Below are 23,496 nucleotides of genomic sequence, written 5' to 3'. Positions count from 1 at the left end.
TCCCAACAATCACCAGAGGCCGCGAACAGGTGCGGTACGAACAGGCTCAGCGGGGAGGATCTGGTTGGCCTGCACGCATGCGGGCAGGAACACATACCAGGACAACAGGGATGTGGACTGAGGCTCGTTGAGACCGTCCTTACAAACGTTCTGAGCACCGTCAGAAACGCCGTTGTCATTCAGACGGAAGTCAACGGGCAACTGCCGCATGATGCCGGCAGAAGAGATTTCTCCATCAGCTGCATCGAGGATGATGGCGGAGCGAAGAGCGACCACGGCGGTCTTCTTCTTCTGCCAGTAGGGGAAGTAGCTGCGGGTCTGGTCGTCCAGGAACTTCACGCCATCGGCGGAGTACAGGAAGCGAGACACACCAACCAGATCTACGTCGTAGCTCTTGGTCATGCCCTCTTGGATTTCATCAGCAGTCCAACCGGAGTTGTTGATGCCTGCTTCAAGAGCACGGTCAGTGATTTCGCCGTCGTTGAAGAACTTGGCGAAAGATGAGGCTTTGGTGGTCCAGACAGCGCCACCTGAGACCCAGCGCACGGGGCGCTTGGTGCCAGCTTCAGCGGCGACAGCCAGAGTGGAAATGGAAGCGGCGGCGAGAGCGCCGGCTGCAAAACGGGTGAACACGGACGGCGAGAAAAGACGTCTTTTTAATCCTATCCACAGGAAAAAGACTTGCCAACAAAATCACCGCCTAAAAGCGCAGATGAGGACAAATTCGCCTCACAAGGACCATCTCGGCAAGACTCATGCATCTCAGTAGATGCATGGATCTTGCAGCGAAGCGTCGACGTTGATTCCTTCATTCAGTGGAATCCATCCCAAGCAACATTCATGTCGATTGAGCTGAAGATTGTTCACGCTGCGCAGAGCAGACAGTCCTGCAGAAATTCCTTCTCAGAAACGGCAACCCCAAGTCGCCATTCCCCCTGTGACCACAACTGGGCAGCAACCTTGAGATTCAAACCGTGATGCACAGCAGTCCGAAGGTTGGAGGCCACCTCCCAAAAACCAAGATCCTGCGCCAAAGAACCTTGTTGCCACTTGATCGCAGCCTCCTTCAGCAGCCATCGGTCCAATACCTGCTGTCGCAGCTGGTCGCCTTCCAGCTCCATCAGCTCACCCTGCTCGAACTCGGTGAAAAAACGGCGCACTAAAGCCGCCGCCGCATGGATCTTTCGATCGGCACGCTCAAGGTCTACTCCGATGGGCTGTTGAGACCAACCCAGCAGACAGGCATCAGCACAGTGGCTGAGACTGACATAGCCCCACCCATCCGGAAGCCGAGGTGGAGCACCCGGTGGTGCGGTCAGCGGCACCTCCAAAGGGTCAACACCATGCAGGGAAGACAGACAACTGCGCATCCAGCCGCGTGAGGCCAGGAACTGCTTTGCCCGAGACGCCGTCAGCCCTGCGGCACAAGCACGCTCCTGGCTGCTCACAACAAGGTCGCCAGCCGAAGCATCAAGACCGATCTGCTGCATCCACAACGCAGTTACGCTGCCGCCGACAGTCCGGTTATCCATGACTCTGCAGATCGGCGATCCCGCCCCTGACTTCACACTTCCAGATGAGAACGGCGATCCCCTCACGCTTTCATCCCTGAAAGGACAGCGAGTAGTGATCTATTTCTATCCCAAGGATGCGACGCCAGGCTGCACCAAAGAAGCTTGCAACTTCCGCGACCGCTGGAGCGATCTCAAGGCCAATGGCATCAAGGTGCTGGGCATCAGCAAAGACAACGCTGCATCGCACACACGCTTCATTGGCAAGCAAGAACTCCCCTTCACCCTGCTCACCGACGAAGAACCATGCGCAGTGGCCAGCAGCTACGAAAGCTACGGCCTGAAAAAATTCATGGGCCGTGAATTCATGGGAATGATGCGTCATACCTTCGTGGTGGATGCTGAAGGCAAGATTGAGTTGATCTACAGAAAGGTCAAAGCCGATTCAATGGCTGATCAAGTGCTGAGCGATCTGGGGCTGGGCTGACCAGCGTCACCAGCGACTGCATCACCAGTTCAGGGGCATGATTCAGCTCAAGCCCCTGGGTCTGCAGAGCTTGCACCAGCAGCGGAGCATCACCGCCGCAGAGCCAAAGCGGAGAAGGATCGAGGTCCTGGGCGCGGAGAATCAAGCCGACAAGACTTTCGATCACTCCCCGGCGCATCGCCTCACACGAATCCCTGGGGAATGACAGGCCATCGCAGGGATCCTGCCTCTGGTAGTGAGGATCTGTCAGCGCCTGAGTGCCTGCTGCCATGGCCTGCAACTGCAGCCTCAATCCGGCCGCAAGCCAGCCGCCATTGAAGGCACCGTCTGCATTCACGCGCGTGAGGCTGAGCACAGTGCCGGCATCAACAACCATCAATGGGCCAGCCTCTGCTGACTGGGTCCAGGCGCCCCATCCCGCCAGCGCCCTATCGATGCCAAGCCAGTCCGGGACATTGCGAAGCGGAATCGCATCCAGGCAGAGACGCCAGTCCGGCCTGAGCACAGAATGGGCAGGTACAGGTCCCACTGCCGCCCACGAGCCAAGTGGTGGAGATCCCTCCAACAGCGACAGTTGCGGCTGGGAATGGCTGTAGCTCCAGACACCGCTCCTGGATTGCTCGGCCCAGTGCCAGCGACTGTTGCCGATCAGCAGACAGCGCTGCTCAGAGGCCATGATCAGATGCCATCGCCCATCACTCCGGGCACGTGGATTCCGCACTCCTGACGCTGTCCACCGAAGCGAGTGCCGCGGCCCTCGGACTCAAGGCCGTCTGGAGCACTGGAGTGCCAGTCGCCAACGGTGGAATACCCCTGATCGAAGAGCGGATGCTGAGGCAGGTCATGCTCCTGCATGTAATAGAAGACATCCCGATTGGTCCAACGCAACAAGGGGCGTAGAGACAGACGCTCACGAATCGGATCGAGCACGGTCATGGTCTTGCGCAGCTCTGTCTGGCCGCGTCGCACACCACTGGCCCAGCAGCTCACCTCACGTCCACTCAGTGCTTCCTCCAGCGGCTCCACTTTGCGGAGACGCAGATACAGATCGAGGTCCTGCTCGCGTCCGGTCTCCCAGAGCCTGCCGTGTACTGCTTCCATGCGGGCAGGAGAGATCGAAGACTGCGCCACAACGAGCCGAGTGCCCAGTCGCTCGCAGAGAGTGCTGGCATAGCGATAGGTCTCTGCGGGCAGATATCCCGTGTCCACCCAGATCACAGGCACGGTCTCTCCTCCGGAGAGGCGGCTGAGCATGTGCAGCAAGACAGACGACTGGATCCCAAAGCTGGTGGTCATCGCGAAGCCAGACCCGAATCGATTGAGTGCCCACTGCAGACGCTGCTGAGGCTCCAGCGGCTCCAGCTCCGCGCGCAGGGTTTCGAGACCGGCAGCCGCCGTGCCGGAATCCACACCACCAGCGGTGCTGATCATGTCTGTGGTGCCCTGGCTCATGCACTCCATCCTCCAATGCCGAGGTGACCACAGGTCTGCCTATGGTTTCAACACGCACCAGAGAATGCCTTGACTCCCCCTGCCAGCGGGCAAATTCAACCGATCGTGGTGATCGGTGGTGGATTTGCCGGATTGTCAACGGCGCTTGCCTTCAGTCGCCTGCATCCAAGACCAGCGGTCGTGCTGATCGAACCTCGTGACCGCTTCGTCTTCGTTCCCCTCCTCTACGAATTAATGAGCGGAGAGCTGAAGGGATGGGAGGTTGCGCCTGACTACGCATCATTGCTGCAGGGACATGGGATTAGTCACCTACAAGACCGTGCCAGCTCCATCGACCTCGATGCCCGGTCCGTCACCACAGCATCGGGGCACGCCCTGCATTACAGCCAGCTTGTGATCGCAACAGGTGCACAACCCGAAGACTTTGGAATCCAAGGAGTCCGCGATAACGCCCTGAATTTCCATACTCTCTCCGATATACAACCTTTGCAGGAGCGAGTGCAGGAGCTGCGTCGGCGCCCATCAGGCACGAGCTCCCTGGTGATTGCTGGTGCGGGTGCCACGGGGGTTGAACTGGCTTGCAAGCTCGTGGACATGCTCAACGGTGCCGCCACAGTGCAACTCGTTGAGCTCGGTGATCAGATCCTGCCAAGATCGAAAGCCTTTAACAGGGAGCAGGCCGAGAAAGCCTTGAAGAAGCGTGGTGTCACGGTTCACCTCAACACCAAAGTGGAGTCTGTGACAGCGACTTCGGTGATGCTGAGCGGAGCACAGGGCTCGTCCCAGCAGAATCATGACGGACTGATCTGGACCGCAGGCAGCCGTCCCAGCATTCCTGACATCTCTCCCAAGTTGGAGCTCCATCAGGGGCGACTGCCAGTGACTGAATCGCTCCGCCTGCAGGGTTATCCGGAGGTTCTGGCTCTCGGAGATATTGCTGTGAATCCTGATGCGGATGAGCTTTCCAGCTGGCCTCATTCGGCTCAGGCAGCCATCCAGCAAGGTCAATTTGCAGCTCAGGAGCTGAAGGCAAAGCTGCGGGACCGTGATGAAAACACTTTTGTGTTCAACGATCTTGGCGAAATGCTCAGCCTCGGCATTGGCGATGCCTCGATCACCGGCCTAGGCCTCACCCTTGCCGGTCCTCTGGCCTTCAAGCTACGCCGACTTACCTATCTGACCCGGTTACCAGGTCTGTCGCTGGGGCTTCGCGCAGCCGGAGCCTGGCTGGTCAGTCCTTGAAACAGGCTCACCTGGCAGGACGAACCAGGGGGCTGCGTCCATCACAGCTCAAACAGCTGGATCGTCTCAGCCATCGTCGCCACCCCGATGAGTCCGGCGCCGACGTTTTCACGCTGGAGCGGCTTGCCGAACTGGCTGTGAAGCTCGAGGAAACACTGCATCTGCTGATCGACGACCGTGGCGTCTGCCGACTGCTTTGGGTTGGCCCTCTCGGAGAATCCGATCGACTGGACCGACATCTTCAGGGCGGCTCCAGGCGCCGCCCCAGGCAATGGCGCCTGATCAGCACGCTGCATGAACGGCGTTCTCCGGAGCTGGTCCCTGATGGTCGCGATGCGGTGATCGCCCTGGATGTTCAGCCGCAGTCGTGGCTGCGTTATCAGGCAGTGATCTCTCCCAGTGGCATCCGTTCCGGTGCCCTCTGGGTTCCAAATCCCCAAGCAGAGAGCGGCTGGAGTTGTGGCGAAACGGGCGATCTAACGATGCTCTGCCACTGCGACACCCCTGCGGGGCAAGGAGACCCGCATGGCGAACCCTTTCAGTCAGCGCAGGAGCACACGGCAACGGTGGACCAGGTGCTGCTGCTCACGCTCACCGGCACGGACCCAGCACGGAACGAGCGTGAGCTGGCCGAACTGGAAGGGTTGGCCCGCAGTGCCGGTGCAAGAACAGTTGCCGTCTGCCGCCAGCGTCAGGGACAGATCAATCCTCAGACCCTCTGGGGCACAGGCAAACTGCAAGAGGCTGCTCTGGACATCCGCAAGCACGGCGCCACGCTCGTGATCACCGACAGAGAGCTCACCCCTGTTCAAGCCAGGAACCTGGAACGGTTACTGGATAGTCCCGTCATGGATCGCAGCGAGCTGATCCTCGACATTTTTGCCCAGCGGGCCTCCAGTGCTGCAGGTCGCCTGCAAGTGGAACTGGCCCAACTCCGCTACAGACTGCCAAGACTTGCCGGACGCGGATTGAGCCTGTCTCGGCAGGGGGGTGGCATTGGCACCCGCGGACCTGGAGAAACCCAGCTTGAAAAAGACAAGCGTGCCATCAGCCGACGCATCGAACACCTAGGCCGGGAATTACGCCAACTGGGAGCACACCGAGCCCGGCTCAGAGAGCGACGTCAGGACATTCCCGGTGTAGCTCTCGTTGGGTATACGAATGCCGGCAAGTCATCGCTGCTCAATGCGCTGTGTGATCGCGCTCAAGGAGGCCCGGTCCAAGCCGAAAATATTTTGTTCGCGACCCTCGATCCCACGACACGTCGGCTCTGCTTGCCGAGGGCTGGAGCAGGACCCCGCGAGCTGTTGATCACCGACACGGTGGGATTTATCCGTGAACTGCCGGCCCCGTTGATGCAAGCCTTCATGGCCACGCTGGAGGAAACCCGCAATGCAGACCAGCTCCTGCTGGTGGTGGATCTCGGAGATCCCGATTGGCAGGGACAACTCAAAGCTGTGCACTCCATCCTCGACAGTCTTGGCTGTAAGCAGCCCAGACAGGTGCTGGCCAACCAGATCGACCGATGTGATGCAGGAGCTTTGCAGCGGATCCGTGAACTGGAGCCCGAAGCCCTCTACCTCTCCGCCACGCAGGGGACAGGCCTGAAGGGTCTGCGAACATGGCTTGAACAGACGTTCTGGGAGTCCACACCAGAAACAGTCAGCCCACCTGTCACGGAGCCAACAGGCGCACCCCCCAATGGTTGAGCTCAGTGCCGCTCTGCAGAACGGAGACGCTCTGATCACACTTGCTGTGCTGTTGATCGCGGTGGCCCTCTTCATCAGCGGAGCCATGGCACCAGAGCTGGTGGGGCTGCTCAGTGTCTCGCTGCTGATGATTGGCGGAGTGCTGACCCCTCTACAGGCCCTGAGCGGCTTCGGCAGCCCAGCATTGATCACGCTGATGGGACTGTTCGCCGTTTCAGCAGCCCTGTTCCGCAGCGGCGCCCTTGATCGCCTGAGAGAACTGATTGCCTCCGAACGCATCCGTACTCCCAGGCGCATGGTGGGTCTGCTGACCCTGGTGGTGGCACCGATCTCTGGCGTGGTGCCAAACACCCCGATTGTGGCCAGCCTGCTTCCGGTGCTGGAGAGCTGGTGCCAAAAGCGAGGGATCGCACCATCCAGGGTTCTTCTACCTCTGTCATTCGCCACACTGCTGGGCGGCACCCTGACCCTGCTGGGCAGCTCCGTGAATCTGCTGGCCAGTGACGTCAGCCAACAACTGGGCTATGGGTCCCTGGATCTCTTCAGCTTCAGCGCCATCGGCGTGCCGGTGTGGCTCGCCGGTGCGAGCTACATGCTGCTTGCCCCTCGCGCCCTGCTGCCAGACCGAAATGTGCCCGATAATCAGCTCAGCACTAACCAGTCGCTGACTGGATACTTCACCGAAGTCACCATCCCAGGTTCATCCTCGCTTGTCGGACAGACCCTGAGGCACAGCAGGCTGCAACGTCGCTTCGATGTCGACGTTCTCGAGCTGCAGAGAGGTGGCGAGCGAATCCTTCCACCCCTTGCCGACCGCTGCATCGAGGCGGAAGACCGCCTATTGCTGAGGGTCACACGCGCAGATCTGCTTCGCCTGCAACAGGACCACACGATTCAGCTGGCCTCCGCCAATCGTCCTTCCGCTGATCATCTCGACTTAGTCAAAGCGGAGCCAGCCCTGTCCAGCGAAGGCGCAAACGGTCAGAAAACCGTGGAGGTTCTTCTGCCAGCTGGGTCCACTTTGGCTGGTGCAAGTCTGCGGGAGCTGCGCTTTCGACAACGCCATAACGCAACGGTGCTTGCACTCCGGCGAGGCCAGCAAACGGTTCAGGAGCGACTTGGCCAGGCCGTTCTGCGTGAGGGCGATGTGCTGCTGCTGCAAGCCCCTCTGGATGCGATCCGAGGGCTACAGGCCAGCAACGATCTGCTGGTGCTCGACCAGCTTGAAAACGATTTACCCACCATCCGTCGCAAGCCCCAGGCCGTGACCATTACGGCTCTGATGCTGCTGGTGCCCACAGTCACCGCCGTGCCCCTGGTTGCGGCAGTGCTGATGGCAGTTGTGCTGCTGGTGCTGATGGGATGCCTAAGAACAGGAGAGGTTCAGCGCTCGATCAGACTGGATGTGATTCTTCTGCTCGGATCTCTTTCCAGCTTCAGTGTGGCTCTGCAGACCAGTGGCTTGGCCAATGCCATGGCATCCGACATGGAGAGGCTGCTCCTGAACTGGCCGGCTTACTGGGCGTTACTGGTGATTTTTCTGGCCACCAATCTGATTACCAGCGTGATGAGCAACGCCGCCTCGGTTGCACTGCTGGTACCTGTGGCCACGCAGCTCGCACCCTCTCTGAGTCTTACCCCCCAGGCTCTGTTGCTCACTGTGCTGTTTGGAGCCAGTCAGTCGTTTCTCACTCCGATGGGATACCAGACCAACCTGATGGTTTTCGGACCAGGGCGTTACCGCTTTTTCGATGTGGCTCGCTACGGAGCCGGTCTCACGTTGCTGATGACCTTCCTGGTTCCAGGACTGATCCTTGCCCAGGCGGGAGGAGGCTAAGCGCATGGCACTGCCTCGGGCCATTCATCGCACTCAGGCTTGGTACCGGCGCCTCACCGTGCCCCAGTTCACTGTGGTGACGGGATTGCTGGTGATCACCCTCGGGACACTGCTGCTGTCCAGCCCGCTCTGCTCCAGCACGAGTGTCGGACTCTGGGAAGCCTTATTTACAGCAACCTCCGCGGTCACCGTGACAGGTCTCACCGTGATCGACGTCGGCAAGGATCTGACCGTCGTCGGCCAAGGCGTTCTGGCGGTCATGATCCTGGTGGGAGGCCTCGGACTGATGGCGATCACCACCTTCCTGCAGGGATTTGTGGTGCGGGGAGCTTCCCTACGACGTCGCCTGGATCGTGGCCAGACCCTCGATCAATTCGGCGTGGGTGGCGTCGGCGGCACGTTCAGAAGCATTGCCCTCACTGCAGCGGTGCTGATCATGGTGGGCGCCGTTGTGCTCTACACCTACGGTTTTTCAGACCTTCCTGCGGGTGGAGAAAGGCTGTGGGCATCGGTGTTTCACAGCATCTCGGCCTACAACAACGCGGGGTTCGGCCTCTGGAACGACAGCCTCGAGAGCTACCGAACAAATCGGGTTGTGAATGCCGTCATCATGCTGCTCATCGTTCTGGGTGGACTCGGCTGGCGTGTGACCAGCGATCTCTGGAGCAACCGTCAACGACTTAAACGCCGCAATCTCAGTCTTCACACACGACTGGTGCTAAGAACCTCGATTCTGCTGATCCTGATCGGGACCTTCGGGTTACTGCTGACTGAATCCCTCTCAAAAGGGCACATCCTCACCACGATGGGCTGGCCTGAGCGGCTGATGAGCGCCCTCTTCGAATCCGTGAGTGCTCGAACAGCGGGCTTCACCACTGTTCCACTCTCCGAACACAGTGTTTCCGACTCCGGACTCTTGCTGCTGATGGCCCTGATGTTCATCGGAGCCAGCCCTGGAGGCACTGGTGGAGGCATCAAGACCACCACGGTGGCAGCACTGATGGCCGCTACGCGATCCACACTTCGCGGTCAGGATGATGTCGTCATCCGGCATCGTCAGATTCCCGACAAGGTGGTGCTGAGGGCCGTCAGCATCGTGATGGCATCGCTGATGTTTGTGCTGGTGATGGCACTACTTCTTGCCCTCACCACCAATCAGAATGGCGAAGAGCCACTCACCTTCCTGGAACTTCTGTTCACTTGCATCTCAGCCTTTGCCACCGTGGGGATGGACCTGGGCGTCACTGAACAGCTCGGGCGCTTTGGTCAGCTGATCCTGGTGGTGGGAATGTTTGTGGGCCGACTGGGGATCCTGCTGCTGCTGAGTGCCATCTGGGAGAGCTTCGACCGAAACCAGCTGCAGCGCCAGAATCGGATTGGTTATCCCCGAGAGGATCTCTATGTCTGAACGCGACTCGTTGGGGCTAATGCGATGAGGGATTGGTGGCACTGGTCGCCTGCTGAAGACAGCGACCCCCGCAGCTTTGGCATCGTGGGCGTCGGACGCTTCGGCAGTGCTGTTTGCCGCCAGTTGATGCAGAGCGGAGCAGACGTGCTTGCTGTGGATCGTTCCCCGAAGGCGATCGAGGAACTCCGGCAACTTGAGCCGTCGATCGAAGCAAGGGTCCTCGACTGCACCGACGAGGAATCGCTCAGGGAAGCCGGCATCCTCGACATGGACACCGTGGTCGTGGCGATCAGCGAACCGATCGAAGCCAGCATCACAGCCACCCTGATCGCCAAAGACAGCGAGGGCACTCGAGTGCGCCGGGTGATTGCGAGGGCCACCAGCGATCTACACGAAAAAATGCTGAAACGCGTTGGTGCCGACCGCGTGGTGTTTCCTTCTCGGATGCAAGGAGAGCGCCTGGGTCTTGAACTAGTTCGTCCCAATCTGATGGAGCGGTTGGAGCTCGACGAGCTCAACTCGATCGAGGAGATCAAAGTGCCGGAGCGCTTTGTTGGACTCTCACTGCGCGATCTCAACCTGCGTAAGAACTACCGCGTCAATGTGCTGGCAGCCGGCCCGGCTGCCGACCTGATGGTGAATCCACCCGCAACACACGTTCTGATGGAAGGCCACGTTCTGGTGGTGATGGGTTTGACGGATGACCTCCAGAACCTCCCCCGCACCTGAGCGGAATCATGCGCGTTCTTGGGCTAATGAGCGGCACCAGCGCCGATGGAGTGGATGCCGTTCTTGCTGAGTTCAGTGGACTAACAAGCCGCCCACGCTGGAGCCTGATCCACAGTGCTTTCTGCTCTTATCCCTCAGATCTACGCAAGCGCATGCTGGCCGTGGCCCAGGGTGAAGCAACGCCTGCAGCGGCCTTTCTAGAACTGGCTGAAGCGATAACTGATCATCAGGCAAAGGCTGCTGAAGCATGCGATCCCGATCGTTCAGCCAGCCTCGTCGGCTGCCATGGTCAAACCATCTGGCACCGCCCACCTGACTGCGACACAAGAGGCCAGAGCCGGCGTGGGAGCAGCTGGCAGATGCTTCAGGGTCCGCTGCTCGCACAAATACTGCAGCGACCTGTGGTGTACGACTTCCGAGCCGCTGACTTGGCTCTGGGAGGGCAGGGTGCACCCCTGGTACCCATGGCCGATGCGGCTCTGATCGGCAGGATCGAAGGCTGGCGGGCACTGCTGAATCTCGGCGGCATCGCCAACATCACCCTGATTCCCCCATCACGCGGTCCAGACCGGAAAAAACCTGTGCTCGGCTGGGACTGCGGCCCCGCCAACAGCCTGATTGACCTAGCGATGACCGTCTTTAGCGATGGGAAAGAGCGCTGTGACAAGAACGGAGCCATGGCTGCGCTGGGGCAGGTGATGGATGAACCGCTGACGAGCTGGCTCCGTGAGCCCTATTTCCTGAAGAGAGCACCGAAGTCGACCGGTCGGGAGCTGTTCGGTCGCAAGGATCTGGAACGGAGGCTCAGCGAGCTCCAACCGGCCTGCCCCGAAGACCAGATGGCGACACTCACAGCGTTGACAGCTGCAGTGGTAGCTCAGGATCTACAGCATCTGAGCGATCTCGATCTTCCCCTGCCAGTAGAGATGGTGGTGGCCGGTGGAGGTCGCCGCAACAGAACTCTGATGCGGGAATTGCAAGCGCGTTGCCATGGCCTCAGAGTGCGCCCAAGCGACGAGCTGGGACTGCCATGCGAGACGCGCGAAGCCATGGTGTTCGCGCTGCTGGCCTGGTGGCATCACCGCAATCATCCAGGCAATGCGCCATCGATCACTGGATCTCAACGCAGCTGTGTTCTGGGGGTCCGCGCCGAACCGGCCTGAACCCTCTCAGTCGGGTCGGTGCAACCGCAACCGCCTGGGAGCGCCACGGAGTCGACGAGGCTGCTGCGCCTCGAGAGCGGAACGCAATCGCTCCGTGGATGTCGGAGCTGGCACCACTGAGGAACCCGCCTGCTCCAGCCTCTGAACCCCCTGCTGAATCAACACTTTGGCCATGTTGCTGACGGTTCGGGACTCCTGCTCAGCAAGAGCTGTAAGGCGAAGACAGAGATCTTCGGGCAGAACCACCTGAATCCGGGGCGATTTCGGCTTCCCGCTGGATGAGGTTTGGCGGGTCGCCACGAACCGTGAGACAGAGATACCTAAAAGTGTACTGAGATGCGCAAGGGTAGTATCCAGCACTATGATGCGGTCATCGATTCACCCCTTCCACGCGGCTCATCACCCCAGGACTGCACTTCAACGATTCCGCCAGGACTGCCATGCCACGCACAACCAGCCAGGCCCCCAGCACCCGCCAGCCAGCACCTCGCAACCGAAGGGCTGGCGGCTCGCGTCGATCCCGCCGTGCCGCTGAAAACAGCGATGTACTGGTCTCAGCTGTGATTAGTTCCTATCTGCTCACACACCTGCACCATGTGCTGCAGCGAGCTGAATACGGAGCTGTCCAGGAAGGAAGGGTGTCCCAGGCGGCCAACTATGCGCAGCTCCGCAAGGTTCTCTGCATGGATGCGCGCAGCATGGAGGATGCCTCCGCAGCGGGCCTCAAGGAAGCCGATCTCGACCAAGCTGCCTAACAGAGAAGGGCCATGGGCGCTCAGGGCGGGCATGGATAGGGTTGATGGAGATGGTGGTGCGCCATGAGCAACGCTGCAGAGCTCTACGCAAAAATCGAACAGGACCGGGATCTGACACGCGCTTTGTTCAGGCAGGCTCTTCAGAATCCTGAAGGAGCCGTTCAGACCATCTGTCAGGTGGGAGAACAGATGAACCTTTCAGTGACCCATGACGAGGTCAAGGCGTTCATCAACAGCCTGGATGACGAACTCAGCAAACAGTGGCTGGTCAAAGCGAGAGGCGGTCTCTGATCAGTTGGCTGGACTGGCTGGGTGAAGCCGGAACAGGCAGACGATCCCTGCTGCCACCTCCCCCGGCCCAGCTGAAGAACAACCAGTAACTCACCAGAGCCAGCCCTGCGGCCACTACCAGGGCGGCGACCTGCTCCAGCCTTCGCATCAACGCAGCTTCTCTCTATGAGCACAGTCTGCCCACACCTCGACGCGAGATGATTGAGTTTCTCTGCGTCTTCGCCGGTGCTGCGACTCGAGCACGTCAGCAAGATCTATCCCACAGGGGAAGTGCTTCGGGACGTCACCTGGGAGATCAAACCAGGCGATCGCATTGGCCTTGTGGGTGTCAACGGCGCAGGCAAATCGACTCAGATGCGGTTGATCGCGGGCCATGAAGAGCCGACCAGCGGCTCGGTCGTTCGCCAGGGGGAACCACGCATCGCATTCCTGCAGCAGGAATTTGATGTCGACCCCAATCGCTCAGTGCGGCAGGAACTCTTTCAGGCGTTTGGGGAAGCCGCCACGGTGCTGAACCGCCAGCGCGAAGTCGAGGAGGCAATGGGCTCTGACCAAGCAGCTGAAGATCCCGACCACCTCGATGAGTTGATCCACGAGCTGGGACAACTGCAAAACCGATTCGAAGCCCTGCATGGCTACGAACTGGATGCCCGCATCGACAAGCTGCTGCCCACAATCGGCTTCACGCCAGAAAGTGCGGAGTGTCAGGTCGGGGACTATTCGGGTGGCTGGCAGATGCGCATCGCCCTCGGCAAGATTCTTCTTCAGGAACCGGATCTACTGCTGCTCGATGAGCCAACCAACCACCTGGATGTGGAAACAATCCAGTGGCTTGAGGGCTACCTGCAAGAACAAACAGCAGCCCTGGTGGTCATCAGTCACGATCGAACCTTTCTCGATCGCGTCTGCAACCAGATCGTCGCCACCGAAAGGGGAATCTCCAAAAGTTATCTCGGCAATTACACCGCGCATCTGGAACAGAAGCAGCTGGAAAAGGAGGCGACTCAGGCGGCCTTCGACCGTCAACAGAAGGAGATCGCCACCCAGCAGGCCTACATCGATCGATTCAGGGCTAGTGCCACGCGAAGCACCCAGGCCAAGAGCAGGGAAAAACAGCTCGACAAGGTGGAGCTGGTGGACGCTCCAATCGAAAGTGTTGGCGGACCAAGTTTTCGGTTCCCGGATGCACCCCGGTCCGGCGCCCAAGTCGCTCTGATGGAGAACCTCACCCACAGCTACGGCGACCAAATCCTCTTTCTCGGAGCGGAACTCGAGGTGGAGCGAGGGGATCGCATTGCTTTTGTCGGGCCGAACGGAGCGGGCAAATCCACGCTTCTGCGACTGATCATGGGGATGGAGTCACCGGATGAGGGATCTGCCCGCCTAGGCGAACACAACGTGATCGCGCGTTATTTCGAACAAAACCAGGCAGAGGCTCTGGACCTGAGCAAAACCGTGATCGACACCATGTTTGAAGCGGTACCGGACTGGACGCAGACCCAGGTGCGCTCGCTGCTGGGCAGCTTCTGCTTCAGCAACGACACCGTCTTTAAAGAGGTCGGCAAGCTCAGCGGTGGCGAGAAGGCACGGCTTGCACTGGCCCTGATGCTGCTGACACCTTGCAATCTCCTGGTGTTGGACGAGCCCACCAACCATCTCGACATCCCAGCCAAGCAGATGCTGGAAGACGCTCTCTGCGCCTACGAGGGAGCGGCATTGCTCGTGTCTCACGATCGGTATTTCATCTCCCGTGTGGCCAATCGCATCGTTGAGCTGCGGGATGGCGAACTCGTGCTTTATCGAGGGGATTACTCCTATTACGTTGAAAAGAAAGCCGAAGAGAAAGAGGCCGCCGAAGCCGCCCTCAGGCAGGCGCAACAGGACGCAAAGAGAAAGGCCAAACGCGAGAAGCAGAAAGAGCGAGACGCGAAACGTAAAAGTGCGGCGTAAGTCCAATCCAACGGCACGCAAGACGAAACTTCACGAACTGTTAGGCAGGAAGACTTATTTCGCTTTACCCGCCCTGAACGTGTGCATAGGCTGACATCACCGATCCCGGCACTCGATGAGAAACGCTGAACTGCAGTCCGCCGGTATCCAAGACGTCAACCTGAGCAGCCCCAATCCAGCAGGCGACCATGAGCAGACATGGGATGCCGTGGAAACCTATTTCGAGTGCATCACCACATGCTCCCTAGACGATGGTGAATGCATCACACGCTGCGTCGAGCAACTGAAGGATGCAGATGACGCCTGACCCAGATCAGGGCATCTTCAGAGCACGCATCTCAACGGGCCTCACCGTTACTGGCAGTTGCCTTCCCCGTCGCTGCACGCTGAGGATCAGTGGCTGACCAACCCCGCTGCGATCAATGGCTGTCACCACTTCAGCTGGATTACGCACGGCCTGTCCGTCCACTGACACGATGACATCGTTGACCTGAAGGCCGGCCAGAGCTCCTGGTCCACCAGGCATCACCGAGCGGACCACTGCGCCGGGTGGCACGGTCCCGCCAGGCATTGACGCTGGAATCGTCGACAAACCGATCCCCACCATGGGGTGACTGGCTCGTCCCTGGTTCACCAGCTGCAAGGCGATCGTTTTGGCCCTGTTGATCGGGATCGCGAATCCAAGGCCGGCGCCAGGACCCGAGCGCACCAATGTGTTGATCCCCACGACCTCACCCGCGGAATTGAGCAAAGGGCCACCGGAGTTCCCAGGGTTGATCGCCGCATCGGTCTGAATCAGATCCAGACGTTTGCCCTGGATTCCAAGCTGGGACACGTTCCTGTTGAGGTTGCTCACGATTCCCAGGGTCACGGTGTTCTCAAGCCCGAAAGGATTGCCGACAGCTATGGCCCAGTCGCCAACGCGCAACCGATCCGAATCGCCAAGCGGAGCGGTTGGCCAGAGACCTCCTCCCTGGAGCTTCACGACCGCGAGATCGGTCACCGAGTCCTGACCCAACACCTGGCCGGACACGCGTCTGCCATCAGGCAATCCCACCATCACCCGATCCGTGTTCTCAACGACATGGGCGTTGGTCAGCACCAGTCCCTGCCCATCGAAGATCACACCACTGCCCTGACCACGTTCGACTCGGGCTCTGGGGGCCGCCGAGCCCTGCAAGCCGAAGAATCGTTGAAAGAAGGGATCCATTAACAGTCCATTTGGTAACCCAGACCCACGGGCTGTTCGCACCGTTCGCTGCGTTTCCAGCGTGACCACTGCAGGACCGCTTTTCGCAACGGCCGCTGCCACAAAGGATTGAGCTGCCAGACCCGCTGAAGCTGGAACCTGAGGCGCGGCCAGAGCACTCCGCTGCGGTAAGACCAGCCCAACCGGAGCCGCCAACGACAGCCCCATCATCAAAGGCAGGACCCTGCGGCGGACACGCGTCACCGAAGCCGGCTTCTTGACAGAAATGGTGGGTGCCACAGCCATGGAGAGGGCAATGAGGAATGACGAGAAACTGACCTTAATGAGGGCAATCCACTGCGGATAGGGGGGCTCTCCCTTGATTCCATGACCAGATGCAACCAAACAGTGCGCCATGAACGAGCACAACTGGGCGAGCAATAGCGATGATGGGGGGCAAGAGAGGGTGTGTCCCAGCTCGACAACCGCCGTCATCCCATGATCAGCAGTCTTTTTCCCCTGATTTACGGATTGGTCTTCCTGGCCTTGCTGTGGCAAGCCTTCCGGGTGATGGGACGCGGATTCAGCGCAGCTGTGCGTTCTCCAGGAACGACTGAAACCCCTTCAGACCGAACGGGCAAAGTGACCATTCACCCGGAACTTCTCGATGGTGATGGCCGATTGACCGAGGAGGACCTACTTACCGTTCGATTCAGTGGTGAAGATGAGGCTGGCGAACCTGGTGTGCGCCCCAATGAATAGGTTAGGTAAGAAAGCTGCGCGGCAGCTCGACTCGGACTCGTAGGGGGAACCTCCTGTTGGATCAAAGAACACGGATCGTTGCCGCGGTGATCAAATCCGTGAAACTCCCTCCCCGCTTTCGACTGCGCCTTCTCAAGGAAGATCCTGTGCGGTTGGAACTCAGCCTGACGCCCGCCTACGGCAAGGATCCAATCCAGGTGGGGCTGGTGGAATCACTCGATCTTGTCGCTCGACGCGACCGCGAAGGGCGAATCCCCAGGGATCTTCAGGGCACCTGGGACTGGACTGTCAGGCATGGCCAGGTCAGCACCGGTGGCTGGAACCCCTACTTAAAAGAAGCCCTGCAGACGATGTTCGAGACAGGACTGCCTGCGATCGTCTACGAGGAACTCACCGGAGAGGATTACCACCCGGTTGATGGGGCTCGCCACGTGCGCTGACCGCCCTCAGGCTGCTGGCACGGTCTCCCTTCGGCAGCTCGTGACGTGTAACGCCGTGCCAACAGATACAGCCAAGCCGGTCAACATCGGGGTAAAAAACTCTGGTCAGGCCTTTAAGGATTTCTTCATGGCCACGCTGAAACATCGCAGCGCACCGCTCATCCGCTTACTAACTGCAATGGGCGCATTGACCAGCATTTTGCTGCTGGGGATAATCAACTTCGTCAGCTGACGCCGATCGTCGCCCTTGGGTTCCTTTCCCATTGATGGTCTTCTGCCTGAGCTCTGCGCTCGACTCCACAGCTCAGGAATGCTGATCCTTCAGGCACCACCTGGAGCAGGCAAGACCACCCGAGTTCCTCTGGCATTGATGGGGGAACTGGTCGATGCTCCGCGAGCTGAGGGAAGCATCCTGCTGATTGAGCCGCGACGACTGGCGGCGAAAGCGGCAGCAACACGACTGGCTGAGTCCATCGGCGAACCAGTGGGCAAACGCGTGGGGTACTCAGTCCGCAACGAACAGCAACGCTCAGACGCCACGACCATCGAAGCCATCACTGACGGGCTGTTCCTGCGGCGTCTTCAGTCACAGCCTGACCTACCTGGGGTGGGAGTTGTGATCTTCGATGAATTCCACGAGCGCCGCCGCGACAGTGACGTGGCCCTTGCACTGCTGCGAGAAGCCAGACGCCTGCTGAGGCCGGATCTCAAGCTTCTGCTGATGTCAGCGACCCTCGAGGTCGAGGCGCTGAGTGCTCAGTTCGATGCTGCTGACACGCTCACCAGTCAGGGACAAGCGTTCCCGGTGGAGACACGCCATTGCCCGCCTCGCAACAAAGAGCAGCTTGAAACGCATGTGCTGAGGGTGCTCGAAGAGGAATTGATCGAGCTCGAACAGGGTCGTCACACGGGAGACACTCCCCCTGGGGTGCTCGTCTTTCTCCCCGGTGTGCGTGAGATCGAACGGTGCCGGCAGAAGCTCGTGGGAGTGCAGCATCTGCAGAAGTGGCAGGTGCTGACACTGCACGGCCAGCTCTCCCTCAAACTTCAGACCGAAATCCTCAGATCCTGCGACCAGCGCTGGCAGGGACGCATTGTGCTGTCGACATCCATCGCGGAAAGCTCTCTCACCCTGGATGGCATACGTCTCGTGGTGGATGCGGGCTTGAATCGCCACACACGTTTTGATCCAGGCACCGGCATGGAGGGGTTGGTGACCGTACCAGCCAGCGTTGCCAGCGCGGATCAGAGGCGGGGACGAGCCGGTCGTCAGGGACCCGGACGCTGCGTGCGCCTTTGGTCAGCGGCTGACGAGCAACGCCGACCAGCCCAAGACCCTCCGGAACTGCAACGGGCCGATCCACAACCCACCGTTCTTGACCTGGCTCAGTGGGGTGCTGGTCTGGGAGAAGAGCTCGACTGGCTGGAGCCACCACCAAAACCACTATTCCAGGAAGGGCAGCAACAGCTAAAGCAGCTGAAACTGCTGACGGATCAGGGGCGGATCACAGCCATTGGCCAACAAGTGGCAGCGTTCGGCATGCACCCAAGGCTGGGGCTGATGTTGATCCAAGCGAGGCGTTGGGGACTTGAAGCACTGGCCTGCGATCTGGCTGCGCTACTGAGTGAAAAGGATCTCCCCGGAAGCCGGGATCATGGGTGTGACATCGGCCATCGTCTGCAGCGGCTGAGAGACACAGCGCGCTCCAATCTTCACGACAGCCTCGGCAGCATGCGCCAGCAGAGCCGGCAGTGGCAAAGACAACTGCGTCGGATCAAGCCACCAGAGACGCCGTTGGCCTTGAACGACCCAGAGGACCTCGCTGTCGCCCGGCTGATCGCCACGGCATTCCCCGAGTGGCTTGCCCTGGCTCGACCAGAACGACTAGGAGCATTCCTGCTGCGACAGGGTCGTGGCGCTCTACTACCAACATCAGACCCCTTATGCAGCGCCGAGGCCCTGGCCATCGCCCGACTTGATCTCAAGGAGCGAGATGCACGCATTCGCCTGGCAGTGCCCATCAGCCGTCTTTATCTCGAAGACATCGCCTCTGAACAGGTGGGGTGGCACGAACAGGTCGTGTGGAACGACAAACAGCAGGGACTCCGCGCTGAGCGAGTGCTGAACCTTGGTGCGATCGAATTGCAGCGCCAGCAGCTGCCCCGCCCCTCGGCCGATCTGGTGAGCCATGCGTTGCTGCAGCACCTTCGCGACCATGGCCTCCACCCTCTCCCTTGGACTGAACGCTGCGAACAGCTGCGTCGGCGCCTTCAGATTGCCCACATCCACCTGGGAGGGCCATGGCCCAATCGCACACTCCAAGAACTCCAGAGAGCACCTGAGCGTTGGATCAATGAGGCCAGCCTGAGCTGCAGGAGCTGGCAAGAACTGAACAGCGACGACCTGATCGAAGCGTTGTGGAGTGATCTCAGCTGGGCACAGCGACGGGAACTGGACACCTTGCTTCCCGAGCGGCTGAGGATTCCGAGCGGCAGAGACGCCAGAGTGACTTACGGAGATGACGACGCCGTGCTGTCGGTGAAGCTGCAAGAAATGTTCGGCAGCAGCCAGGGACCGATCCTTTTGAACGGAGCATTGCCTGTGACCCTTGAACTGCTGTCCCCAGCTGGCCGTCCCTTGCAGCGCACCAAGGACCTTGCGGGCTTCTGGGCCGGCAGCTACGACGACGTGCGTCGTGAGATGCGCGGCCGGTACCCGAAACACCCGTGGCCGGAATCACCGATGACAGCTGCTCCTACTAGCAAGTCAAAGAAGTGGTCGTAATGTCGCATTCACGACAGGCAACAAAACTCCATTGTTTGTTACATTGGTTGAAGTCACGGATTACGACCCATGTCTGACAACGCATCCCGCTTCGGCTTCGTCAACTTTGCTGAAACCTGGAATGGCCGCCTGGCCATGATGGGCTTCGTCATCGGCCTGGGTACCGAGCTGCTCACCGGCCAGGGCATCCTGTCCCAGATCGGCCTCGGCTGATTGCGAGATCACGCACTGAGATCGATAAGCACTCCAAAACCCCATCGGCTTGCCGGTGGGGTTTTTCAATGTCTGCCGTCACTGCGAGAGAGTATGCAAAGTTGTTCTCTGCCCTTGCCCCGTTTCTTCGCCGGCAATCGCCGCGATGGTGCCAGGTTGCTGAGCAGTGCACTGGTGCTTCTGTCGATCGGGCTGACCCAGCTGGACCAGCAATGGGGCCGCATCCTCAGTGTGATCGCTGGTGCTATTTGCATCTACTGGGGTTTCGCCTATCGCCGCCTTGACCGCTAACGCTATCCCCAGCTACTCCGTCAAGGAGCTCAACAGCACTGTCGGCTCACTGCTCGAGCGTGGTTTCGCCCCCCGCTTTCTGGTCCAGGGCAGTGCATCACGACCCCAGGTCAAAAAGGGACATCTCTGGATGAACCTCACCGATGGGGAGGCCACCATCACGGTGGTCTGCTGGGCCTCACGGTTAAACCAACTCGATTACGTGCCGGCGGACGGAGACGGCATCACGGTGGTGGGAAAGCTGAATTTCTGGGCGGCACGAGCCAGTCTCGCCGTACAGGCCATCGACATCCGCCCGAGTCTCTCCACCGTGGAGCGACGCTTTGAAGCTGTCAAAGCGCTGCTGGCATCAGAAGGGTTGATTGATCCAGCAGCACGAAGACATCTGCCGTTAGTCCCAACTCGAATTGCGCTGTTAACGAGCGTGCCCAGCTCAGCCTTGGCGGACATGCTGAGAACAGCAAGAGAGCGATGGCCACTGGCCGAGCTGCTGATTGTTCCAATCCCAGTTCAGGGCTCCGTCGCTCCACAAATCTGCGCAGCACTGGAGCAACTCAACCAGGTGCAGCCTCAGTTGAAGCTGGATGCTCTGGTTCTGGCCAGAGGAGGAGGAAGCCGAGAGGATCTAATAGTGTTCGATGACGAACAGGTCTGTCGTGCCATTGCCTCTTTCTGCTGTCCGGTCGTGACAGGCCTGGGACACGAGGACGACCTCACCGTGGCCGATCTGGTGGCGGATCACCGAGCTGCCACCCCCACCGCGGCGATAGTCAGCCTCTTCCCGAGTCGAGACTCAGCCTTGCAAACAGTCCGGCAGCAACGTTTGCAGTTGGTTCAACAACAACGATGGCGATTCAAGCGAGAACGAGAGCGGCTGCGGCAGAAGCATCAACTGCTGCAAAGTGTGCAGCCACAAACTGTGCTGCAGCGCAGCCGACTGCAGTTGGATCAACGCCAGCAAATGCTGAAGGCCCTCTCGCCCGATCGCTGGTTGAGGCGAGGTTTTGCCAAGGTGATGCAGCTCAACGGCACAGTGCTGGAGTCGGTGAGTGAGGCCAAGCCCAATGACGATCTGGTTATTCAGCTTCGAGATGGTCAGATCGGAGTGACTGTCCAATCCGTTCAGGCCAACATTGGATCCCCCTGACCCAGACGAAACCCTCTGAATGATGCCAACGCCCACTTCTCTCCATGCCGAAAAAATCCCAAACGATCAACAATGATCCACAGGCGACTTGGCGCAAGGAAGCTGAAGCACTGAACTATGAGGAGGCGCTTCAGGCTCTCGACCTGCTCCTAGCAAGGCTTCAGGATGAAGCTCTACCGATATCCGAACTTCAGAGCAGTTATCAACGAGCAGAGATTTATCTGAATCGATGTGAACAACTCCTCAGCCAAACAGAACAGAATATTCTTCAACTCAATCAAGAAACATTGACCACTGAGACCTTTGAGCAGCGGAATGATGCGTAGTGTTCTGATCTGGAGCTATCTGTTTCTGGCCGTGGTGGGTGCCGTCTTGCCCTGGCAAGCCAATCTGGAATTTATGCAGACGGGAACGGGCTCAGGCTTCGATCTCAGTGGCTTCATCAGGGATGCCAATCTGACTGCAGCGTCACGATCACTCAGCCGCGATCTGATCATTGGCGCCACGGCATTCACCATCTGGATCTCCATTGAAGGGCGCCGTTTGCAGGTCAAACGCTGGTGGGTCTCCTTGCTGCTCTGCATCACAGTGTCGTTTGCCTGCGGTGGACCCTTCTTTCTGCATTTGCGTGAACGCCGTCTTGTGGAGCTTGAAAAAGGGAATCAACCGATCGATCCAATGCCTGAGTGACCAACGCAACCAGGTCCGCCTCAGTTTTCTACATCTTCCGCAGTCACATCAATCGTGACAGAACTGGCAGGGGTTGAATCAACTTCAACCTTCGAGTTGGCAACACTGGAGGCATCGGCTGTTGAAAAAGAAGACCCACAAACAGCACAAACTGGGGTTGCCTGCAACGATGCTGAACCGCAGTTGGAACAAACCTGCATTCGGCTTTGCAACACCTTCCACCCAATCCAACCCACACCCCCGAGGATCACAGGGAGTGTCAGCAGAACCAAGGCCACTCCGCCAATCACATCGATCAATGCTCTACCGAGAGGCGTCGGCAGCAACAACAAGAGGGCCAGGAGCCAGATCAGAGGAGGCAGTCGACCCATATCAACCAAACCCCGTTGAATGAAGGATCTCTATGATCTCTGATTCAGGTCAATCTGGAACGACTGGAAAGAACGGATCACCGCCCTTCTTCATACGCATATTGGCCAGCTCCACACTCCAGCACTGTCCGAAATAAATCACAACACCAACCATCCAGACCCACAATGTCAACACAAGGACTCCGCCGATAAAGCCATAAGCTTGAAATCGAGACCCCAGTGACAAAACACTTCGACTGACAGCAAGATTGAGGATTGTCAGCAAAAACCCGATCAGCAAAGAGCCAGGAATCAACGGCACAAAAGGAACTTTTCGACTTGGAAGCAAAAACTGCAACAACAAAGCCATGCCTGAGAAACCCAGAAAAGGAATCAACAATCGACCAAACTGAAGCACAGGCAAATCAGGAAAAATATCAGTTAGCCAGGGCAAGGAACGAGCCAGTTCATCAACAAAAGCCGCCGGTACCATTCGCAGATTGACGCTGATTTGATCAACAACGATGAGAAGGCCTATCAAAATTACAACGAAAAAGGCTTCGATTCTCACCCGCACAAAGCGATAAGCCTGAGCTCCAAGCGGCAATGCATCAGGCAATGGCTGCAACACATCACGCCATAAACGGTCAGCTCCACGCTGCAATGTCAAATAAACATTGCCAGCAGTGACCAACAAAACAGCTGCACCAAGGAGGCCAGCACCAAATCCCTGGGAAACAAGTTGCTGAAGAGTTTGGCGAATAATCTCAACCGCAGGAGGCGGTAGTAAACCGCTAACATAGATCAGAATTTGATCATCAAGGTTCGGCTGCCGTCCCAGAAGCCAGGACGCCAAAGACAATGAAATCAACAGAATCGGGAAGATTGACTGAAGTGTGTAGTAAGCAAAAGCGGCACTGAGATCAACACAATCAAAAGACGCCCAACGCAGGCAAGCCCTCCAAAGAGAGCGGCAAATTTGACGAATCGACAGCATCTTCGCCATGAATTCTGTCGAAGTCATCGGTCCAAACTAGCGTGCCAGGGCACAAAAAAAGCCACCCCTCAAGGGTGGCTTTCTTCGCATCACATGCG

General features: G+C 58.9%; 29 protein-coding genes. 20 read left to right on the top strand and 9 right to left on the bottom strand.

The window, feature by feature from the left end; genetic code table 11:
* Window positions 1-9: 9 nt before the first annotated feature.
* On the bottom strand, window positions 10-633 hold the full coding sequence (locus tag DXY37_RS10320; protein ID WP_115126611.1) for an alpha/beta hydrolase: 624 nt from the start codon (window positions 631-633) through the stop codon (window positions 10-12).
* Between the two features lie 230 nt (window positions 634-863).
* A complete protein-coding gene (locus DXY37_RS10315) occupies window positions 864-1,532 on the bottom strand; it encodes a 4'-phosphopantetheinyl transferase superfamily protein (protein ID WP_244277080.1) in 669 nt (222 codons plus the stop codon).
* Between DXY37_RS10315 and bcp the strand changes: the two genes are divergently transcribed.
* The gene (gene bcp, locus DXY37_RS10310; RefSeq protein WP_115126610.1) at window positions 1,531-1,998 is read left to right on the top strand and encodes a thioredoxin-dependent thiol peroxidase; all 468 of its coding nucleotides are present in this window, start codon (window positions 1,531-1,533) and stop codon (window positions 1,996-1,998) included. The two genes, DXY37_RS10315 and bcp, sit on opposite strands and share 2 nt — an antisense overlap.
* On the opposite strand, the gene DXY37_RS10305 is transcribed toward bcp, so the two are convergent.
* On the bottom strand, window positions 1,946-2,674 hold the full coding sequence (locus DXY37_RS10305; protein ID WP_115126609.1) for a type III pantothenate kinase: 729 nt from the start codon (window positions 2,672-2,674) through the stop codon (window positions 1,946-1,948). The two genes, bcp and DXY37_RS10305, sit on opposite strands and share 53 nt — an antisense overlap.
* A 2-nt stretch (window positions 2,675-2,676) precedes the next feature.
* Window positions 2,677-3,450, bottom strand: a complete 774-nt coding sequence (locus DXY37_RS10300) for a phosphoadenylyl-sulfate reductase (RefSeq protein ID WP_115126608.1) — start codon at window positions 3,448-3,450, stop codon at window positions 2,677-2,679.
* A 69-nt stretch (window positions 3,451-3,519) separates the two neighbouring features.
* Between DXY37_RS10300 and DXY37_RS10295 the strand changes: the two genes are divergently transcribed.
* Genes DXY37_RS10295 through DXY37_RS10270 form a run of 6 tightly spaced genes read left to right on the top strand, consistent with a single transcriptional unit; the run spans window position 3,520 to window position 11,538 of the window.
* On the top strand, window positions 3,520-4,692 hold the full coding sequence (locus tag DXY37_RS10295; protein WP_115126607.1) for an NAD(P)/FAD-dependent oxidoreductase: 1,173 nt from the start codon (window positions 3,520-3,522) through the stop codon (window positions 4,690-4,692).
* Window positions 4,689-6,401, top strand: coding sequence for a GTPase HflX (gene hflX / locus DXY37_RS10290; protein WP_115126606.1), 1,713 nt, complete (start codon window positions 4,689-4,691; stop codon window positions 6,399-6,401). Before DXY37_RS10295 ends, hflX begins: the two co-directional genes overlap by 4 nt.
* Window positions 6,394-8,238 (top strand): SLC13 family permease, encoded by a 1,845-nt coding sequence (locus tag DXY37_RS10285; protein ID WP_115126605.1) that lies wholly within the window; start codon window positions 6,394-6,396, stop codon window positions 8,236-8,238. Before hflX ends, DXY37_RS10285 begins: the two co-directional genes overlap by 8 nt.
* Window positions 8,239-8,242: 4 nt before the next feature.
* Window positions 8,243-9,646 (top strand): TrkH family potassium uptake protein, encoded by a 1,404-nt coding sequence (locus DXY37_RS10280; protein WP_115126604.1) that lies wholly within the window; start codon window positions 8,243-8,245, stop codon window positions 9,644-9,646.
* A 24-nt stretch (window positions 9,647-9,670) separates the two neighbouring features.
* On the top strand, window positions 9,671-10,375 hold the full coding sequence (locus DXY37_RS10275) for a TrkA family potassium uptake protein (RefSeq protein WP_067096688.1): 705 nt from the start codon (window positions 9,671-9,673) through the stop codon (window positions 10,373-10,375).
* An 8-nt stretch (window positions 10,376-10,383) separates the two neighbouring features.
* The gene (locus DXY37_RS10270; RefSeq protein ID WP_115126603.1) at window positions 10,384-11,538 is read left to right on the top strand and encodes an anhydro-N-acetylmuramic acid kinase; all 1,155 of its coding nucleotides are present in this window, start codon (window positions 10,384-10,386) and stop codon (window positions 11,536-11,538) included.
* Window positions 11,539-11,544: 6 nt separating this feature from the next.
* Here DXY37_RS10270 and DXY37_RS10265 read toward each other — a convergent pair whose 3' ends face one another.
* A complete protein-coding gene (locus tag DXY37_RS10265) occupies window positions 11,545-11,838 on the bottom strand; it encodes a hypothetical protein (RefSeq protein WP_115126602.1) in 294 nt (97 codons plus the stop codon).
* A gap of 140 nt (window positions 11,839-11,978) precedes the next feature.
* Between DXY37_RS10265 and DXY37_RS10260 the strand changes: the two genes are divergently transcribed.
* Together DXY37_RS10260 and DXY37_RS10255 are read left to right on the top strand one after the other, a co-directional pair.
* On the top strand, window positions 11,979-12,293 hold the full coding sequence (locus tag DXY37_RS10260; RefSeq protein WP_067096697.1) for a hypothetical protein: 315 nt from the start codon (window positions 11,979-11,981) through the stop codon (window positions 12,291-12,293).
* A gap of 63 nt (window positions 12,294-12,356) precedes the next feature.
* The gene (locus DXY37_RS10255) at window positions 12,357-12,584 is read left to right on the top strand and encodes a hypothetical protein (protein WP_115126601.1); all 228 of its coding nucleotides are present in this window, start codon (window positions 12,357-12,359) and stop codon (window positions 12,582-12,584) included.
* Here the strand turns inward: DXY37_RS10255 and DXY37_RS13375 are convergent.
* Entirely contained in the window at window positions 12,562-12,732 is a 171-nt protein-coding gene (locus DXY37_RS13375) for a hypothetical protein (protein WP_170951851.1), read from the bottom strand. The two genes, DXY37_RS10255 and DXY37_RS13375, sit on opposite strands and share 23 nt — an antisense overlap.
* Before the next feature lie 77 nt (window positions 12,733-12,809).
* Here DXY37_RS13375 and DXY37_RS10250 point away from each other — a divergent pair, with 77 nt between their 5' ends.
* The gene (locus tag DXY37_RS10250; protein ID WP_115126600.1) at window positions 12,810-14,534 is read left to right on the top strand and encodes an ABC-F family ATP-binding cassette domain-containing protein; all 1,725 of its coding nucleotides are present in this window, start codon (window positions 12,810-12,812) and stop codon (window positions 14,532-14,534) included.
* Window positions 14,535-14,649: 115 nt separating this feature from the next.
* A complete protein-coding gene (locus DXY37_RS10245; RefSeq protein ID WP_115126599.1) occupies window positions 14,650-14,841 on the top strand; it encodes a hypothetical protein in 192 nt (63 codons plus the stop codon).
* Window positions 14,842-14,847: 6 nt separating this feature from the next.
* Here DXY37_RS10245 and DXY37_RS10240 read toward each other — a convergent pair whose 3' ends face one another.
* Window positions 14,848-16,029 (bottom strand): trypsin-like peptidase domain-containing protein, encoded by a 1,182-nt coding sequence (locus DXY37_RS10240; protein ID WP_115126673.1) that lies wholly within the window; start codon window positions 16,027-16,029, stop codon window positions 14,848-14,850.
* Between the two features lie 192 nt (window positions 16,030-16,221).
* Between DXY37_RS10240 and DXY37_RS10235 the strand changes: the two genes are divergently transcribed.
* The 9 genes from DXY37_RS10235 to DXY37_RS10195 all read left to right on the top strand — a co-directional run bounded on the left by DXY37_RS10235 (window position 16,222) and on the right by DXY37_RS10195 (window position 22,051).
* Window positions 16,222-16,485, top strand: coding sequence for a DUF2973 domain-containing protein (locus DXY37_RS10235; protein ID WP_067096781.1), 264 nt, complete (start codon window positions 16,222-16,224; stop codon window positions 16,483-16,485).
* Window positions 16,486-16,541: 56 nt separating this feature from the next.
* Window positions 16,542-16,925 (top strand): hypothetical protein, encoded by a 384-nt coding sequence (locus tag DXY37_RS10230; RefSeq protein WP_066911878.1) that lies wholly within the window; start codon window positions 16,542-16,544, stop codon window positions 16,923-16,925.
* The gene (locus tag DXY37_RS10225; RefSeq protein ID WP_115126598.1) at window positions 16,903-17,157 is read left to right on the top strand and encodes a hypothetical protein; all 255 of its coding nucleotides are present in this window, start codon (window positions 16,903-16,905) and stop codon (window positions 17,155-17,157) included. Before DXY37_RS10230 ends, DXY37_RS10225 begins: the two co-directional genes overlap by 23 nt.
* 15 nt (window positions 17,158-17,172) lie before the next feature.
* Window positions 17,173-19,710, top strand: a complete 2,538-nt coding sequence (gene hrpB, locus DXY37_RS10220; protein WP_115126597.1) for an ATP-dependent helicase HrpB — start codon at window positions 17,173-17,175, stop codon at window positions 19,708-19,710.
* A gap of 69 nt (window positions 19,711-19,779) precedes the next feature.
* Window positions 19,780-19,923 (top strand): chlorophyll a/b-binding protein, encoded by a 144-nt coding sequence (locus DXY37_RS10215; protein WP_066911871.1) that lies wholly within the window; start codon window positions 19,780-19,782, stop codon window positions 19,921-19,923.
* Window positions 19,924-20,037: 114 nt separating this feature from the next.
* A complete protein-coding gene (locus DXY37_RS10210) occupies window positions 20,038-20,214 on the top strand; it encodes a hypothetical protein (protein WP_369818458.1) in 177 nt (58 codons plus the stop codon).
* A complete protein-coding gene (gene xseA, locus DXY37_RS10205; RefSeq protein ID WP_115126596.1) occupies window positions 20,204-21,361 on the top strand; it encodes an exodeoxyribonuclease VII large subunit in 1,158 nt (385 codons plus the stop codon). The genes DXY37_RS10210 and xseA overlap by 11 nt, the downstream gene beginning before the upstream one ends.
* A 44-nt stretch (window positions 21,362-21,405) precedes the next feature.
* Complete coding sequence (xseB, locus tag DXY37_RS10200; protein ID WP_115126595.1) at window positions 21,406-21,687, top strand: exodeoxyribonuclease VII small subunit; 282 nt, start codon at window positions 21,406-21,408, stop codon at window positions 21,685-21,687.
* Entirely contained in the window at window positions 21,680-22,051 is a 372-nt protein-coding gene (locus DXY37_RS10195; protein WP_115126672.1) for a DUF2834 domain-containing protein, read from the top strand. Before xseB ends, DXY37_RS10195 begins: the two co-directional genes overlap by 8 nt.
* A gap of 20 nt (window positions 22,052-22,071) precedes the next feature.
* Here the strand turns inward: DXY37_RS10195 and DXY37_RS10190 are convergent, their stop codons facing one another.
* Together DXY37_RS10190 and DXY37_RS10185 are read right to left on the bottom strand one after the other, a co-directional pair.
* Complete coding sequence (locus DXY37_RS10190; protein WP_115126594.1) at window positions 22,072-22,422, bottom strand: hypothetical protein; 351 nt, start codon at window positions 22,420-22,422, stop codon at window positions 22,072-22,074.
* Window positions 22,423-22,471: 49 nt separating this feature from the next.
* A complete protein-coding gene (locus DXY37_RS10185) occupies window positions 22,472-23,407 on the bottom strand; it encodes a YihY/virulence factor BrkB family protein (RefSeq protein WP_115126593.1) in 936 nt (311 codons plus the stop codon).
* Window positions 23,408-23,496 lie beyond the last annotated feature (89 nt).

This window comes from Synechococcus sp. GEYO (assembly GCF_900473955.1).
Taxonomy (GTDB): Bacteria; Cyanobacteriota; Cyanobacteriia; order PCC-6307; family Cyanobiaceae; genus Synechococcus_C.
This window is presented reverse-complemented; position numbering and strand designations above follow the sequence as displayed.